The sequence below is a fragment of the Brevibacillus panacihumi W25 genome (assembly GCF_000503775.1).
In the GTDB taxonomy this organism is placed as follows: Bacteria; Bacillota; Bacilli; order Brevibacillales; family Brevibacillaceae; genus Brevibacillus; species Brevibacillus panacihumi_A.
The window spans coordinates 1,189,410-1,206,286 of sequence record NZ_KI629785.1 but is presented as its reverse complement, the minus strand read 5'-3'; the positions used below and the strand labels follow the sequence as shown (position 1 = coordinate 1,206,286).

Annotated in this window: 17 protein-coding genes; 13 read left to right on the top strand and 4 right to left on the bottom strand. The window is 49.4% G+C overall.

Going from position 1 to position 16,877, the window contains the following annotated elements; translation table 11 throughout:
• Positions 1 to 11: 11 nt before the first annotated feature.
• From T458_RS46800 to T458_RS46790, 3 genes are all read left to right on the top strand, one after another.
• Entirely contained in the window at positions 12 to 374 is a 363-nt protein-coding gene (locus tag T458_RS46800; RefSeq protein ID WP_023558008.1) for a cupin domain-containing protein, read from the top strand.
• 32 nt (positions 375 to 406) lie between these two features.
• Entirely contained in the window at positions 407 to 1,228 is an 822-nt protein-coding gene (locus T458_RS46795; protein WP_023558007.1) for a serine hydrolase, read from the top strand.
• 73 nt (positions 1,229 to 1,301) lie between these two features.
• Positions 1,302 to 2,123: an alpha/beta fold hydrolase gene (locus tag T458_RS46790; RefSeq protein WP_023558006.1), complete on the top strand. Its 822-nt coding sequence runs from the start codon at positions 1,302 to 1,304 to the stop codon at positions 2,121 to 2,123.
• Here T458_RS46790 and T458_RS0129115 read toward each other — a convergent pair.
• Positions 2,083 to 2,400: a hypothetical protein gene (locus tag T458_RS0129115; RefSeq protein ID WP_031306031.1), complete on the bottom strand. Its 318-nt coding sequence runs from the start codon at positions 2,398 to 2,400 to the stop codon at positions 2,083 to 2,085. The two genes, T458_RS46790 and T458_RS0129115, sit on opposite strands and share 41 nt — an antisense overlap.
• A 432-nt stretch (positions 2,401 to 2,832) precedes the next feature.
• Here T458_RS0129115 and ltrA point away from each other — a divergent pair, with 432 nt between their 5' ends.
• Positions 2,833 to 4,176: a group II intron reverse transcriptase/maturase gene (gene ltrA / locus T458_RS46785; protein WP_023555181.1), complete on the top strand. Its 1,344-nt coding sequence runs from the start codon at positions 2,833 to 2,835 to the stop codon at positions 4,174 to 4,176.
• Positions 4,177 to 4,424: 248 nt separating this feature from the next.
• Here the strand turns inward: ltrA and T458_RS46780 are convergent, their stop codons facing one another.
• Positions 4,425 to 5,882, bottom strand: coding sequence for a catalase (locus tag T458_RS46780; RefSeq protein ID WP_023558005.1), 1,458 nt, complete (start codon positions 5,880 to 5,882; stop codon positions 4,425 to 4,427).
• Positions 5,883 to 6,094: 212 nt separating this feature from the next.
• Positions 6,095 to 6,391, bottom strand: a complete 297-nt coding sequence (locus T458_RS46775; RefSeq protein WP_023558004.1) for a Fur family transcriptional regulator — start codon at positions 6,389 to 6,391, stop codon at positions 6,095 to 6,097.
• A gap of 137 nt (positions 6,392 to 6,528) precedes the next feature.
• Here T458_RS46775 and T458_RS46770 point away from each other — a divergent pair, with 137 nt between their 5' ends.
• On the top strand, positions 6,529 to 7,398 hold the full coding sequence (locus T458_RS46770; protein ID WP_023558003.1) for a YitT family protein: 870 nt from the start codon (positions 6,529 to 6,531) through the stop codon (positions 7,396 to 7,398).
• Between the two features lie 55 nt (positions 7,399 to 7,453).
• Here T458_RS46770 and T458_RS56125 read toward each other — a convergent pair whose 3' ends face one another.
• Positions 7,454 to 8,884: a HAMP domain-containing methyl-accepting chemotaxis protein gene (locus tag T458_RS56125; protein ID WP_023558002.1), complete on the bottom strand. Its 1,431-nt coding sequence runs from the start codon at positions 8,882 to 8,884 to the stop codon at positions 7,454 to 7,456.
• A 270-nt stretch (positions 8,885 to 9,154) separates the two neighbouring features.
• Here T458_RS56125 and T458_RS46765 point away from each other — a divergent pair, with 270 nt between their 5' ends.
• The 8 genes from T458_RS46765 to T458_RS46725 all read left to right on the top strand — a co-directional run bounded on the left by T458_RS46765 (position 9,155) and on the right by T458_RS46725 (position 16,775).
• Entirely contained in the window at positions 9,155 to 9,508 is a 354-nt protein-coding gene (locus tag T458_RS46765) for a YisL family protein (RefSeq protein WP_023558001.1), read from the top strand.
• 235 nt (positions 9,509 to 9,743) lie between these two features.
• Positions 9,744 to 10,457: a hypothetical protein gene (locus T458_RS46760; protein WP_023558000.1), complete on the top strand. Its 714-nt coding sequence runs from the start codon at positions 9,744 to 9,746 to the stop codon at positions 10,455 to 10,457.
• Positions 10,458 to 11,177 (top strand): hypothetical protein, encoded by a 720-nt coding sequence (locus tag T458_RS46755; RefSeq protein ID WP_023557999.1) that lies wholly within the window; start codon positions 10,458 to 10,460, stop codon positions 11,175 to 11,177.
• A gap of 245 nt (positions 11,178 to 11,422) precedes the next feature.
• Entirely contained in the window at positions 11,423 to 12,181 is a 759-nt protein-coding gene (gene nagB / locus T458_RS46745) for a glucosamine-6-phosphate deaminase (protein ID WP_031306027.1), read from the top strand.
• A 115-nt stretch (positions 12,182 to 12,296) separates the two neighbouring features.
• On the top strand, positions 12,297 to 13,049 hold the full coding sequence (gene hemQ, locus T458_RS46740) for a hydrogen peroxide-dependent heme synthase (RefSeq protein ID WP_023557996.1): 753 nt from the start codon (positions 12,297 to 12,299) through the stop codon (positions 13,047 to 13,049).
• 105 nt (positions 13,050 to 13,154) lie between these two features.
• Positions 13,155 to 13,349: a hypothetical protein gene (locus T458_RS46735; protein ID WP_023557995.1), complete on the top strand. Its 195-nt coding sequence runs from the start codon at positions 13,155 to 13,157 to the stop codon at positions 13,347 to 13,349.
• A 92-nt stretch (positions 13,350 to 13,441) separates the two neighbouring features.
• Positions 13,442 to 15,685 (top strand): YcdB/YcdC domain-containing protein, encoded by a 2,244-nt coding sequence (locus T458_RS46730; protein WP_031306025.1) that lies wholly within the window; start codon positions 13,442 to 13,444, stop codon positions 15,683 to 15,685.
• A 58-nt stretch (positions 15,686 to 15,743) separates the two neighbouring features.
• On the top strand, positions 15,744 to 16,775 hold the full coding sequence (locus tag T458_RS46725) for an aromatic acid exporter family protein (protein ID WP_023557993.1): 1,032 nt from the start codon (positions 15,744 to 15,746) through the stop codon (positions 16,773 to 16,775).
• The last annotated feature ends 102 nt before the right edge of the window (positions 16,776 to 16,877 follow it).

The following is a 16,877-nucleotide window of genomic DNA, read 5'->3' as shown; positions in this document are numbered from 1 at the left end:
AAGGGTGACGAATGTTGGAAAAGGTAAATCTGAAGCAAAAATTTTCGCTGTTTCACGAATACTGGAGCCCGCGAATTGCCGGGGAGATCAATGATTCCTATGTAAAACTCGCTAAATTCAAAGGGGAATTCGTCTGGCACCACCATGAGCATGAAGATGAGCTGTTTCTGGTAGTCAAAGGCAGACTGCTGATCAAATTTCGGGACCGCGATGTCTGGTTGGAAGAAGGCGAGTTTCTCATCGTTCCAAAAGGTGTGGAGCATATGCCAGTCGCAGAGGAAGAAGCTCATGTCCTGCTGCTGGAGCCGAAAACGACGCTGAATACCGGAAACCAGGTAAATGAACGGACGGTGTCGGATCTCCCGACGATCTAGGTAAAAAATTCATATAGAAAGAGGGGGGCTTCATGCAACAGGCAGAGGGATTGAAAAAGCAGCTATCACAGATTGTCGAAGATGCGAAGGGAACGTGGGGAATTGTAGTCGAGGAAATAGGACAAGGCATCTGCTTTGAGCATCTTCCCGATCAGTCTTTTATCGCAGAGAGCGTCATTAAGGTTCCGATTATGGCAGCGGTGTTTGCTGCTGCTTGGCAGGGCGAATTTTCCCTCGAAGATCGGCTGGCGCTCAGACGGGAGGATATGGTGCACGGCTCCGGGATGCTCTTCGCTCTGTCTCCCGGACTGCGACTCTCGATTCGCGAGCTGGCAACCCTGATGATTATCCAAAGCGACAACACCGCTACCAATATTCTGATCGATCTGGTTGGGAAAGAGCGGATCGAGCAAACGATGCGCGAGTTGGGGATGAAGGAAAGTCGATACGTCCGCAAGCTGATGATCTACCCGGCCGACAATCCGGGGAACAATACGATCACGGCTCGAGATGTCACAACCATGCTGAGTCGGCTCGGAGCAGGACGCTTTCTTTCGGCAAAGGCCTGTGAAGAGATGGTCGACATCATGAAAAAGCAGCAATTCCGCAACGGTTTGCCTTCGCTTTTACCGGTGGCTGATGATGGAATAGGCAAGGAAATGCTTGCGACAGACTGGGAGATAGCCTGCAAGTCAGGCTGGGATACGGGAAGGCAGCATGACGCAGGTCTGTTGTACGTACAGGGCCGCTGTTTTGCGATCACCGCTTTGTCGCAGGACGTGGAGGCGGAAGAAGCCTTGCATACGCTCGGCAGCATCGGCAAAGCAGTTTATGAATACGCGAAGCTTGGGTAGATTTTTTTCAATTTTGTGAACCGTCTGGACGCGGGAAGAAAGGCATGACATAGTGGTGAAGAGGTGATAAAAAATGGAAATCAGTCCATCGGTAGAGTCAGGTTTTCTGGATGTGAATGGAACCCGTTTTTATTATGAAGTGACGGGCAAAGGAGAGCCGCTGCTGTTGATTCACGGCTTCAATCTCGACACCCGCCTGTGGGACGATCAGGTGGAGGACTTCTCACAGACGTACAAGGTAATCCGCTTTGACATCCGAGGCTTTGGGCGAACGCCTGCAACCGAGATCCCCTTCACCCTGTATGACGATACGCAAGCAGTTTTGCAAGCCTTGGGAGTCGAACAGGCACATGTGGTCGGATTATCGTTTGGCGGCATGGTAGCGGTAGAGTTTGCACTCGCCTATCCCGAAATGGTGAAGAGCCTGTCTCTGGTCTCGTCAGGCTTGATGGGGCATCCGCGCAGCGAGCAACGGATTCGCGATACGGAGCGCTTTCAGGAGATCTGCCAAAAGGGGACACGCGAGGAAGCGGTGGAGATGACCATCCAGATGTGGTTCGACGGTCCTGGGTACCCTGCGAATGAAGCTGCTGGGAAAGCGAGGGAGCGGTACCGAGTCATGACGGAGCACGCCTTTTCCTTGCCGGAGTTCGGAAAAGGACTTTCTGTACTTTCACCTCCGCCAAACGAGCGTCTGGAGGAAATTCACGTCCCAACCCTCGTCATCGCCGGAGATCGGGATTATCCCGATTTCTTGCAGATTGCCGATGTCCTGGCTGAAAGGATTCCAGGAGCACAAAAAATCGTCATCGAAGGCTCTGCCCATATCCCGCCGATGGACCAGCCGGAGCTCTTCAACCGTGTGTTGCTTTCTTTTCTCGAACAGCACACTTGATTTCCATTGAAATATGAAAGAGGGCACTCAGGAAGTATATCTTCTTGAGTGCCCTTAATTGTCTTCTTGAGAAACCAGAAAATGCAACCATGATGACCAGACAAAGCTGGTCGAGGAAAAAGGAGAAATAAGCGAAGGTATTTGGGATCTTGACCCAGGCGTAATGGAAAAGGCGGAACACGCTCTCAGCGGCCAGCGCGCCCAGCAAGCCGTTAATTGCTAGTTGGTGAAAGTCCAACCGAGGTAAGAGCCAAGTCGCCTCGTAGCTGACAGGCAACTGGTGGAGAGATCCTAAGGTTGAAGCCCTGTGACAAAGTATCCCGTAAGGGAGCGAGCAAATCAGCGGACCGTAACATAAAGTGAATCCTGCCGCTTCGTTAAAGGGACCATCAGTGGATGGACAAGGAGGAGACGAGCCCGGTGGCCGCAGGCGAAGTCCATGGACGATGTGTAGAACTTGGAGACAGCATCAAGGAACCTCCCGGAGTATGGGGAGCGGTACGCTGAGAAAGTAGTTAACGGAACTGGGGAGACCCTACTCTGCACACCCCGTTGGGGTGTAAAGCGAAAGCCTATAAGCACATGCGAAAGGGTGGACGGCAGAGAGGGAGTCGGAGGGGTTTATAGTACCGTTGAACATAAGGACAACACAACCTTGTGGAGGGAAGGAACCCTGCTTTGTTCTTGGGTTGAAAGGAGGTAAGAGTGAGTGAATGCAAGTAAACTTGCTAACTACACCAATGTAAAAGCTCGACAACTTTGGACAACCCTATATCTTTGTGCCAAGGAAAATCCAAAACGGCGATTTCATGCTCTGTATGACAAAGTGTACCGGCCAGATATTCTTGCGGAAGCGTGGCGTAGAGTTCGAGCCAATAAAGGTAGCGGCGGGATAGATGGACAGACAATTGAAAGAATCGTTCAGGAGTATGGGGAAAGTAAATTTCTCAACGAAATTTATCTCGACCTGAAGGGTAAGCAATATCATCCATCTCCTGTGCGGCGCACGTACATCCCGAAAGCGGATGGGAAACAAAGACCGCTTGGTATCCCGACCATCCGAGATCGTGTTGTTCAGATGGCAACCAAGATGGTTATTGAGCCTATCTTTGAAGCCGATTTCAAAGATTGCTCATACGGATTCCGTCCCAAACGAAATGCCCACCAGGCGATTACACAAATCAAGAAAACCAGCAGGACGGCCTCCTGGGTAGTCGATGTAGACATCAAAGGATACTTTGACAACATTAATCAGGAAAAGCTCATGAAGCTAGTAGAGAAAAGGATTTCTGATCGCAGGATACTAAAGCTGATTCGGAACTGGCTCCGTGCGGGCGTCATGGAAGATGTACAGTTTCATGAAACCGAATGGGGCACTCCGCAAGGAGGGGTAATCTCTCCACTGTTGGCAAATATTTATTTGGACTACATGGACACGATTTGGGAGAAGCAATTCACTCATCTTGGGAAGCTGATCCGATATGCGGATGATTTTGTAATCATGTGTAGATCGAAACAAGACGCTTTGGAAAGTATACAAGTCATAAAAGCGGTACTAAACAAACTGGACCTTACACTTAGTAAAGAAAAGTCTCGACTGGTTAATATCTGGGACAATACGACGGGCTTTGACTTCCTTGGTTTACACCATCGAAAATTTCCCATTCTTCTCAAGGGTGGAAAGAAAATGTACGTCATGTCACACATTCCGAGCAAGAAGGCTATGAAGGAAATGAGAAGGAAAATCAAAGAGTATACCAAACCGCGCAACAAGTTGTACTGGTCACTAGACGAGCTGATACAAGGGCTGAATCGAAAACTTCAAGGTTTCAAGAATTATTATTCACTTTCACCCATAGGAGCTAAGTGGTTATGTCGCATCGACTGGTATGTTCTGACAAGACTTGTGCTCTTTAACAACAAGAAAAGGAATAAACAAGCGAGACATGCGCGGATGAGAGAGATAGCAAAAGCTACAAGAGGAATTCTTGTGAAGCTTGCCGTACGCGATAACCGAATGCCAAGGAAAGAAGAACATCGGAAAGCCGTATGAGGGAGAACCTCACGTACGGTTTGATGAGGGGGAACTGAAAGGAGTAAGGCGACCAAACGGTCGCCAGAAAACGTCAGTTCTCTACTCTACACCTTGAATGACTTCTTCGAAGTCGGCTGCTTTTGGCCGCGGTTCCGCCTTTGGAGTGTAGCCGACCAGGGATGACCCAAAGTGAAGATCCCAACTATCCTAGAGCGTTTTCTCCTTTTTCCTCCCTGCCACTTTAGTCCGATCAAACGGCATTTCTCTTATTCCACTTCACTCAGCTCAATCCCAAGCGCAGCCGCAACACCCTTGCCATAAGCAGGGTCTGCCTTCAGGCAATTGCTGATATGTCTGATCTTGATTTCCTTCGGCGCATCGCCCATGGCACGAGCCGTATTTTCAAACAATACCTGCTGCTGCGCAGGGCTCATCAGATTGAACAATCGCCCTGGCTGCGTGTAGTAGTCGTTGTCATCTTCACGGAAATCCCAATGGGCAGCGGCGCCTTCGAGAGCGAGTGGCGGCTCGCTGAAGTCAGGCTGGTCCTGCCATTCGCCGTAGCTGTTTGGTTCATAGCCAATCGTGGAGCCAGCGTTGTTGTCCACGCGCATTTGGCCGTCGCGATGATAGCTGTGGAATGGACACTTCGGCGCGTTTACCGGGATTTGGTGATGATTCACTCCCAGTCTGTAACGCTGCGCATCGCCGTAGGAGAACAGGCGGCCCTGCAGCATTTTGTCTGGCGAGAAGCCGATTCCCGGAACGATGTTCGCAGGGGAGAAGGCGAGCTGCTCCACTTCGGCAAAATAGTTGTTCGGATTGCGGTTCAATTCAAAATAACCGACTTCGATCAGCGGATAGTCCTTTTTGTACCACACTTTGGTCAGGTCAAACGGGTTATACGGCATTTTCGCCGCATCTGCTTCCGGCATCACCTGGATATACATGGTCCATTTCGGGAAATCGCCCTTTTCGATGCTGTTGTAGAGGTCTGCCTGATGGCTCTCCCTGTCTTGGCCGATCAGCTCTGCTGCTTCTTCATCAGTCAGGTTTTTGATGCCTTGCTGGGATTTCAGGTGGAATTTCACCCAGAAGCGTTCATTTTTATCGTTGATCATGCTGAATGTATGGCTGCCAAATCCGTGCATATGTCTGTAGGACGCCGGGATTCCGCGATCACTCATGACGATCGTCACCTGGTGGAGCGCTTCAGGCAACGATGTCCAGAAGTCCCAGTTGTTCTTCGCGCTGCGCATATTGGTGCGTGGATCGCGTTTGACGGCTCTGTTCAAGTCAGGGAATTTCAGCGGGTCGCGGATGAAAAAGACAGGCGTATTGTTGCCGACGAGATCCCAGTTTCCTTCTTCCGTATAAAATTTCATAGCAAATCCGCGAATATCCCGTTCCGCATCGGCCGCACCGCGTTCACCGGCTACGGTGGAGAAGCGCACGATCATTTCCGTCTGCTTTCCGATTTCGGAAAAGATTTTTGCTTTTGAATATTTTGTAATATCATGCGTTACCGTAAACGTACCGTATGCGGCGGAGCCTTTGGCGTGCATCCGTCTTTCCGGAATGACTTCCCTGTCGAAATGGGCGAGCTTTTCCAAGAACCAGACATCCTGCAGCAGCATCGGGCCTCTAGGGCCAGCCGTCATGGAATTCTGGTTGTTGGCGACCGGCGCACCGGCCGCTGTTGTGAGTTTTTTCTTTTCTGTCATACTCCTCTTCCCCTTTCTCATCGCGCGAACCTAATTTATAATTATTTTAATATGATAATTATTATAATTTAGTATCTGGGCTTTTGCAACCAGCAAACTGTTTTGAAGAATTTCCCTCATACGACATTCCGCGACATTGGCTTTCCTGTTATACCCTATTCAGAACAGGCATCACTCATACCAAAGGAGTAGTGACGACCTGTTGTCGCGTTTTACATGACTTCCTTTAGCATCGGAGCCGATCGGGGAATGATACATTGAAAGCGCGTTGCGGCATGTCCGGCAGGATGCTCCTTGAGGATTCCCATTTTGACAAAAAACCGCAAAGCCGTGTAGACCGTGGAGAGTGTGATATTGGGCATTTCCCGTTTCAGGGAGATGTAGACATCCTTGGCGGTCGGGGAGTCGAGAGTGGAGAGCATATGCAGCAAGACTGCCCTCCGCTGTACAGTAAGTCGCTTGCCCAAATATTTGACTTGCTGCGTGACACTGGTGATTTGTGGTTCCATCGCAGCTCACCTCTTATTTAAAATTATTATTATGTAATTTTAATTATCATCTTCTTTATGAGCTGCGTCAATCCTTTTCTTTTGAAGCAGGATATGGTACGTTATGGGCGATTTTGTAACAGGCAGGAGTGGAGTGTGTGTCACGAAAAAAACGAGCAATCATCCCGATCGACAGTCCGCGAAGAAAAGGACTTGAGTACCTGATGCTGGTAATCGGCTCACTGGTTCTCGCAACCAGCTTCAATGTGTTCCTCAATCCCAACCAGATTGCCTCTGGCGGCGTCTCCGGGCTTTCGACCATTCTGTTCAACCTGTTCGGCTGGTCCCCGGCCATCTTCCAGTGGGCCATCAATATTCCCTTGCTGCTGCTGGGAATCAAAATGCTGGACAAGCAGACAGCCATGAAAGCAGCAGTTGGCTCTGTCGTTTTGCCGCTGTGCGTGATGCTGACGAGCCATTTGCAGCCGCTGACGAACAACACGCTGCTCGCCAGCATATACGGGGGGATCGGCGTCGGGCTGGGGATTGGCATTGTGTTTCGCGGCAGGGGCTCGACAGGCGGTTTTGCCATCGCTTCGCAAATCTTGCATAAGCATTCGGGGCTGAGCCTGGGAGCCAGCGTAGCCGTTTTTGATGGCATGGTGATCGCACTGGCAGGGATTGTTTTCGATGCGGAAAAGGCTCTCTTTGCCTTGATAGCTCTGTTTGTAACCAGCAAGACCATTGATATTGTCCAGATGGGCTGGAATACCACCAAGGTCGCCTACATCATTTCGAACGAAACAGAAACCTTGAGAGAGACGATTTTGTATGATCTGGATCGAGGAGTCACCTTGCTGGATGCAGCGGGCGGGTATACGGGAGATCAGCGAAAAGTGTTGATGGCCGTAGTCAGCCAAAGTGAAGTGAGCAAGCTGAAAATGATGGTGCGCTCGGTTGATCCGGATTCGTTCATCATTTTATGTCCTGCGCATGAGGTGATTGGAGAGGGCTTTCGCGCTGTGTAGAGAACGCCTAAAAAACAGGAAGGAGGCAAGATGCCTTCTTCCTGAGGTGAGCGGGCTACAATTTGCTGACGAGCTGATTTAAATTTTCTGCCATACTGGAGAGCTCCTCGGTGGCGGAAGCCGTCTCTTCTGTGCTGGCAGAGGTTTGTTCTGTAACGGCTGCGATATTTTGGGCAGATTGGAGAATTTCATTTGTCTGGGCTGCCTGCTCTTCGCAACTGGCGGCAACTTCCGTGATTCTCGCAGCAGAGTTTTTGACATACTCGATAATTTCCGTGAAGGATTGGCCTGCGTGCAGGATCAACTCGTTGCCTGAACGCACCGTTTCCACGGTATCCTGGGTACTTTCCTGCATCCTCTGCACCAAGTGGATGATTTCCTTGGTTGCTTCGCCGCTTTGGTTGGCGAGCTTCCCTACGGAATCTGCTACGACGGCAAAACCGCGCCCATGTTCACCGGCGCGCGCTGCTTCAATCGAAGCGTTGAGAGCCAGCAGTTTGGTTTGATCGGCAATGTCTTTGATCGTCGTGACGATCACGTCGATTTTCCGCGAGTTTTCCAGCAGGTAATGGACCTTTTTCGAGATGTCCTGCATGCCCTCCATCGCGTTGTTCATCAGATGTCCGCCATTCTCGGCAGCAGACGAGGTCTGGTTGACCAATGTACTGGTTTCTTCGATGTTGGCGGAGATCTGGCTGATCGCGATATCCATCTGCTCGATCATTTCCGTGATAGAGTTGACCATGCTGGCTTGATGCTGGCTCCCAGACGCAACTTCCTGAATGCTTGCAGTAATTTCTTCGGACGAGCTGGCTACGGTATGGGAGGATTGCACAATATTGCTCGCTACTCTTCGAATATCGCGAATGATGAGGAGGATCAAGGCAACCCCGGCCAAAGTGGCAATGGACATCACCGTAATCAGGATGTACAGGGATGTTGTATAGACATTGACGGATTCATCTGTCGCAGCAAGTGCGCTCTGCTTGTTGAACTCAATCAATCTCACGAGATCTTCTTGCGCGGTTTCCCAGGAGGCGACCGTCTTTTTCAGTTCGGAGATGATGTAGGCGGAGTCAGAGCCTTTGGCAGTGGTAATCATGGCTGGGACCTGATTTTTATACACTTCCCAAGATTTAGAAAATTCCTCGAAGTATTGCCGCTCCTGCGCTTCTTCATCCGTGATGGTCATTTCATACTCTTGCAAAAGCTTGTCGATTTCCTCAAGCGTTTGAAGGATTTCCTTCTCTCTTTGCTCCATTTCCCGGGAGTCATTTTCCAATCCCATGCTGTTCAAAAGACGGGGAGTATCTGAAGATAGCTTGTTAATCTGACCCAGCATCACGACGCTGGGCAGCCAATTGTCCTGAATATCTTCCGCTTTCACGCCCATTTGCTTCATTTGAAAAATCGATAAGCCCCCGCTGACGATGACGAAGCCCAAAAGGACAAGGAATCCGAGCAAAATCTTTTTTTGGACGTTCAAGTTTGTTTCCTCCCAGATGTGAATTTGTCGCTGATGGAAAATAAGTACCCTGATTTTAAACCTCCTAAACTACAATCATACTAAAAATCATAATATATTTTTGTTGTCACTAAAAATATCCCAGAATATGAAGGTGTTGGAAGGGAAGGGGAACGAATCACATGAATCATGGTTCACAAATATGACAAGAGTTCGTGTGAATGGATTTCAGTCCCTCTTCTGCTATAATAAAAGGGTCATGCCATCTTGAATGTAGGAGTTGAATGCGCAATGTACAACATGTTAAAAGAATCGCATGTTGGCGGTTGGGAAGTAGCATTTGTTCTGTTGATCATTGGCTACATATTGTACCGGGCGGGTAAAGCAAAAGCAGGCAAAATCGTACATATGGTTTTAAGATTGATGATGGTCATTATCCTCTTGTCTGGAGCGGGGCTGCTCTTCGGGTATCACGCGAGCGACGTCTTTTACTACGTGAAGGCGATTCTGGCTATCGTGGTCTTCGGGCTCATGGAGATGTCGATGGGACGGGCCTCCAGGAATCAGCCGAGCACCGGCTTTTTCGTCGGAGCGCTTGTCGTCATGGTCTTGGTCATTCTGCTTGGCTATCGGGTTATCGCCTAGTCCTTCATAGATTGCAGTAATGGTAAAAGGCTTTCTTCCACTGATTCCGGTGGAGGAAAGCCTTTTTTTGCGCGGTTCAGGGAATTCACTCTGAGGGATAGGAGAAAAGTGAGATAAATGGTAAAATAGGGAAATTCAGATGTTTTGTGAATCCTATCGGGATTCGTTGTTCGACAAGCTGGGCTGTATGGGGCAGTCCTCATTGAAATGGTTAGACCTAGAAAGGAGGATTCATATGGAGATGCATTCAAATTATAATGTCATAGAAATATTTACTGTAATTTTAGGCTGGCTTGCTATTATTTTTTTTGCCTATACAATTTATCAAAAACAAATGGTGAAACCGAAAGTATGGGAGATTCCACTCATAATACTCGTTGGTCTTTTTTCCTTTTCAATAAATTGGAGGATGTTTGATGTAATTGTTCAGCTTCCCATTTTACCTCTTGGTGTATGGATCTTGTATCTTGTTTTTAAAAGGAAAGACCAAAGGTGGCAGACTTGCCGATCTTTTGCTTGGTTAGGCTTTGGGGCGAATTTTATTTTCTTGGCATCAACCATACTAACATTACCAGTCCATCATGTGATATACCCCAAAGACGACCTATCAGTCTATATCTCAAATGTTGAGAATGCTTCCATTATCAATATTCACCCATCAGCGAAAGACAGGTCACTAAATAAAGATAGCCTTCGCAAGCAACTCGATACAATGAGACAGGAAGCGATTTATAGTGATCAGTGGTACAAAGAGACCTATATGGATTCTTTATCGAGTAAAAGAAACGAACGGTTTCCATATCTACTCATTGGTACCTCATCAAAATGGGGTAGTGGTCTTCATGCATTGATTTATATTGAAGACGATGGAAAAGGAATATTGTTATCAACACCGAAAAAGGACCTTTATTTTCGCTCCAAAGATTCACTATTAGAGGAGGGAGAATAAATGACGAAGAAAAAGATAGGGTCTCTTGGATTTTTCATTATATTGCTATCCATTATTGTATACTGGTTCTATTTTTCGAGGCCTGCTCCTTTTCCACCTAATCAACAATTGATTGAAGAGATGAATAGAATCTTTCCAAAGGCGACCGCAAGTATCATTCAAGATACAATTCCGATTGACGAGCGGCACGTATTCGTTCCTTTCATATCCAAAAAGGATGACTACGGTCTTAGCTATTGGGTATGGAAACATCATAAATGGCAGGTTGCCTCGATTGATACAAAGGGGGAACCCATGATATGGAAGCTTAATGGAAACGATCCTTCATCGTTTTATTTCGTGTGGAATATTGACCCGAAAGATCAATTAAGTTCTATTCATTTTTACTTAATTAGAAACAGAGGATATCGTATCGCAGAAGGGATCCAGCGCTACTATCCAAGAATACAAATGGAGAAGAGAGTCCCCATTCAAGAAAAATCTTATGGAACGATGCAACTGTCCGACGAATGGGTAACATTGATGAATGCATACAGCAAAGTAGAATCAGCAAAACAATTTCCCGAACAAAATATATTTTTGGGTTGGACTTCATATGATCAGACAAATGATGAAACCTTTCCCTGGAGCTCTGTAAATGGAACAATGTATGTAAATAGTAAAATTGACTTGGACTATTTGATGACAGTAGGCAAGGGAGACATCGAGATTCCAAGATAGCAATGATGAACGCTAAAGAGACTTTTGCCCATACGGTGAAGGGATCGGCCGGTCCGCTGTTATGGAGTAGGAAAAACGGACAGGAGTTTTTCCTTCCATTGGTGTATAATGGCGGAAGACAATTGGTTTTCATATCCACTTTTTGCAGACGGCTTCATCGCTGGAGGATGAAGCCGTCTGTTCACATCTGGGCTTTTACGGGAGATTATCGGAAGAGAAAAATAGAGCGGGAGTGAATGAGCAACGTGAAGCTGTTATTGGTTGAAGGGTATCAGGAAATGAGCAAGGTGGCAGCGCAGCTTTTTGCCCAGGAGGTAAAAAGAAAACCCGATCTGGTGCTCGGGTTAGCCACTGGTGGCACGCCTGTTGGCATGTACGAGGAATTGATTCGGATGCATCGTACAGAAGGTCTCAGCTTTTCGCAGGCGACGAGTTTCAATCTGGATGAATATGTAGGGCTGGACGCCCAACACCCGCAGAGCTACCGGACGTATATGCAGGAGCATCTCTTCGCGCAGATTGACATGGCTGCCGAGCGTACGAACATCCCACGAGGGGACGCACAGGACCTCGAGCAGGAATGTGCACGCTACGAGCAGGCCATTGCGGAAGCGGGGGGGATCGACATCCAGGTGTTGGGGATCGGCACCAACGGTCACATCGGTTTCAATGAACCCGGCTCTTCTGCCTCATCGAAGACCCGTGTGGTCCAACTGACTCCCAGCACGATCGAGGCCAATGCGCGTTTTTTTGAATCGGTAGAAGAAGTGCCGACACAAGCGGTTTCGATGGGGATTGCCACGATTCTCGGTGCGAAAAAAATCGTCTTGCTGGCAAGCGGCGAGGCCAAGGCTCAGGCTGTAAGAGACATGCTAGAGGGTGAGATGACACCGGATGTCCCGGCATCGTTACTGCAAATGCACGATGATGTGACAGTCATCGTGGATGCTCCGGCGGCCTCCCTCTTGTCTGCTGTTACAATAGGCCGTGCCAAAACGGAATAAATCGACGGACGGGTACGCTTGTTCACCAATCTGTTTCGAATATCTGTCAATCCCTTATGCTATACTGGGAAAGACGCAATCTGGAATCCAGATTTTTCAAAGGAGCTGATTTTCAATGAGCGCGAACGAAGCGTTGCTTACATTGGAAGGTTGGTATACGTATCATAATTTCCGCACCATCAATTGGGAGAAGTGGAAAGCAGCGTCCGAACAGGAGCGCAAAGCTGCGTTGGACGAGCTGCAAAGCCTGATGAGTACATGGGAGGCAAACGAGGAGCAGAAGGAAGGAAGCACGGCTGTCTACTCCATTCTGGGCCACAAGGCTGACCTCGTGTTCATGTTCCTGCGCCCGACCCTGCAAGAGCTGGATGCGATCAAAACAGCGTTCAATAAAACGCGTTTTGCCGCTTATACAGAAGCGCCATATTCTTACGTATCCGTCGTAGAACTGAGCAACTACGTCAACAATCCGGGAGAAGATCCGAAGGCGAACCCGCATGTACGTGAACGCCTTTATCCGATCCTGCCGAAATGGGAGCATATCTGCTTCTATCCGATGAACAAAAAACGGGATCTGCAAGACAACTGGTACATGCTGACCATGCAGGAGCGTCAGGAAATGATGCGCTCCCACGGTTTGATCGGCCGCAAGTACGCCGGAAGAGTCAAGCAGATCATCGGCGGCTCCGTTGGTTTTGACGATTGGGAGTGGGGCGTTACCCTGTTCTCCAACGATCCACTGGAATTCAAGCATATCGTCTACGAAATGCGCTTTGACGAAGTGAGCGCGCGCTTCGGCGAGTTCGGCAACTTCCTGGTGGGGAATGTGCTGAATCAAGCGTCTTTGGCAACCTTGCTGGAAGTGTAAGAGAAAACAAGCTGATACTAACGAAGAAAAGTCTGCCTGCGGAAGGGTCCGTATGGCAGATTTTTTATTACAGGCGCTTGTCCTGCCGAAAGGAGCGCAGTGCATGTGGAACAGCGATATACGTCCTGGAAGCCTCCATCTCGCAAGATCACGATTGTCTCGATGAGTGTGGCATTTGTTCTCTTCGGACTGCCAGACGCGATGACGGTCTTCCTGGCAGCAGAGCAAAGAGCCGTTTTGAGAGCACAAGAGAACATCCTTCGCCATATCAAACCGATCGTCCAGCTTCCTCTAGGATAGTAGCTCTCTTTTGAAAATTTGAAATCACATTCACATAAGTGGTAAGATGGGTGGAATTCCCAAAATTGGAGAGGAGTGATCGTTCCGTGAGTATGCGGAAAAAATCGTGGAGGCTGACAGCAGGCCTGGCAACCGCCATGTTGCTGGTACCTGCGATCCCGTCAGCCGGCGTGCCCGGAGTTGCCTTGCCTGCTGCATTTGCTGCCGAGAGCCAAGGAAAAGAACTGTCCAAGGAAGAGGCAATCCGCCGTGTCCAGAACTACATTTCCATCCCTGCTGATTTCAAGCTGGAGCGGGCCTCCTATCAAGGGCCTGAACGCAACCCCTTCATCCCTAACGCTGCCTGGAGCCTGTCCTGGACCGGGAAAAATGACGCTGGCATCTATGTAACACTCGATGCGGCGACAGGGAAATTGCTGCAATATTCACGCTATGGAAATGAAACCGCCTCTGCGGACCAAAAGGTAAGCGAAGAGGCGGCACTGGAGGCAGCCACAAAATTCCTCGAGAAAACCGTAAGCGCCGACGAGCGGGCCAAGCTGTCGGAAGCCAATGAATACAAAATGGCTTCTCGGGCTTACTCCAGTACATTTGTCCACCATCCCTTTACCTTTACCCGCGTAGAAGATGATATTCCTTTTATTGGAAATGGTTTTCATATCGTAGTGGATGAAAAGGGAGAGGTGCTGCAATTCTCCCGGACTTGGTATGAAGGATCTTTGCCAGCGGCCAAACCGGCTCTGAGCCTTGAAGAGGCGCAGGAAAAAATCGCAGAGGCGCTGCCTTCGCTGGTCTACACAAGGACGTCATCGATTACGGGCAACTATAACAATGACCCCAACTATCAGCTCGTCTACAAATACCAGATTGGCGATCCCCAATTCGTCGATGCGATGAGTGGCGAATTGCTCAATTACACAGGCAAGCCGACAAAAAAAGCGAAGCTTCAGCCGTTGGGGAATACCATTGCCAAAGCAAGTGCGGACAAGCTGATCACCAAAGAGGAGGCACAGGTCATCGCCGATCAGGTGGTGAAAAAATTGCCCGGCAGCTATCGCTCGAATGGAAATCGCGGAAGCGGAGCGACCAGCGGTCCGGATGGTGTGGAAAGACGGCGTTGGGGCTTTGAATATACGCCTGTGCAGGGCCAAGGAAAAGACCAGGAGTCATTCCGGATTTACATCGGTGATCGCGGCGAACTGGTAGAGTATCGAAAAGACGATTACCAGCCCATCCGAAGAGGCGGAGCAGGCAGCAGCGATCAGACCGTCTCTTGGGAGAAAGCCGAGCAGAACGCCATCCAGCTTGTCAAAGCTCTGTTCGCTGACCGATTGGGGGAGATTGCTTATAATCCGGAGCAGCGGTCCGAAATGAACATCAAGCAGCGCTTGGAACAAGATGGAGCGTATACGCTGTTGTTTGGCTGGCTGAAGGACGGTGTGCCGGTGGAAGACTCCTATTTCCGAGTGGAGGTATCGGCCACGACCGGTGAAGTGGAGAATATCCGGACGGATGCTTACGAGCTGGAAGGAATACAACCGGCAAAAGCAAAGATCGATCAGGAAGCAGCCAAAAAATTGGAAGAGGAAAACCAAACGCTGACTCTGACCTACTTCCTGCCTGACCCCTACTATGCTAACCAGGAGGAGCAGAGCTCGCAGCCATTTCTTGTATACCGCATGGTGGGAGATGCGGGGGTCGTCGATGCGCTGTCAGGCAAGTGGATCAGCTTTGAGGAGGTAAGCAAAGCCCAAGGACCGCAGGATGTGGGCGATCATCCGCAAAAAGAGGCGTTGGAGCTGGCTGTGCGCTACGGCTGGCTGACCGTGACAGACGGCAAGCTGGAGCCGGACAAGCCTTTGACGCGCGGGGAAGCGGCGCAAATTATGGCCCGGGCCATGGATCGCATGGAGTTTCACCGCAGAAGCTACTACAGTTTTAGTGAGGAGCAGGTCAAACCCTATAGCTTTGATGACATCGACAGCAAGCATCCGCTGTATGGCGTAATCCAGAAAAGCCTCCAGGAAGGCTTGATTGCCAAAGAAGGAAGACGCTTTGAGCCCGACAAGCCGATCACTCGTGCCCAACTGGCGGATATGGCTGCCCGTTTGCTGGGGTATGGAGATATTTTGAACAAGCCGGAGATTTTTGTCCCGGCATACCCGGATCTGCAAAAAATCCAGGTCCCTGCAGTGACGTTGCTGCACGCAGAGGGCATTGAATTCGTCGGTGCCACTGCCGGCAAATTCGCTCCGGAAGCATCTGTCACCCGTGCTGAAATGGCCCAGTTGCTCAAAGACATGCTGGAGCTGCAACAAAGCAAACAGAAGAATTAACAAACTCTTCGCTTTGGTTCCCCTCCGGTTTTTGGTACAGTGATAACAGAATTCATCTTTGGAGGGGAACGAACTGAGCTTTTTATCTTTTCGCATAGGAAATCGTACCATCAAGACAGCGATTGGGACGGCCATCTCGATTTTTATCGCGCAACAGCTTGGGCTGATGTACTATGCGGCTGCGGGGATCATCACCATCCTTTGTATTCAAGTCACGGTGAAGAAATCCGTCCGTACAGCGATCAACCGGATTCTCGCCACCCTGCTGGGGATCGGCATCGGCTTCGCTGGATTTTGGATCTTTGGCTTTACCCCGTTGGCGCTGATGTTCACCATTCTTGTTTTCATGCCGCTGGCTGTGCGTATGCGTATTCAGGAAGGCTTTGTCACCTGCATGGTCGTGATGATGCATCTGTACGCAGAGGAGCGGATGGATCTGGCCTTGATCGCCAATGAGTTTGCCCTTTTGGTAATCGGGGTCGGAGTTGCGCTGGTGGTCAATCTCTACATGCCAAGTCTGGAAAAAGAACTGAAGGCAATGCAGGAAAAGGTGGAGCGCAACTTCAGCAAGATTCTCAAGGAATTCAGCTTCTATCTTCGCAATGGGGAAAGCGACTGGGACGGACACGAGCTGATTGAGACGCCCAGCCTGCTGGCTCAGGCGATCAAGCTGGCTTCGCGTGACGTGGAAAACCGCCTGGGACGCGGCGACGATACGTACACCTCGTACTTCGTCATGCGAGAAAAACAGTTCGAGCTGCTGGAGCGCATGATGCCGATCGTCTCGACGTTGAACTCGCAAGTTCCGCAAGGCTTGCAGATGGCGGATTTTCTGGACAAGCTGAGCGATTCCGTACACCCTGGCAACACGGCCTACCGCTTCCTGGACCAATTGCGGCTGATGCACGAGGAGATCAAGGAAACGCCGCTGCCCAAGTCGCGCGAAGAATTTGAGACGCGGGCATCTCTGTTTTATCTCTTGCGGGAGATGGAGAATTACTTGTACATCAAGCACGAGCTAGGCAAGAACAGGGACGGGCATCGTACCAGCAAAAAACCGGAAGCGATGGCCAAAAACAGTGCAGACTGAGACGTTGACGATAACGCTCAGTCTTTTTTTATTCACAGCGTACTGCCAAAAAAGTAATAGTTATAAATAGTTTGACTATTCTGGTAGCAGTAGGTATAATCT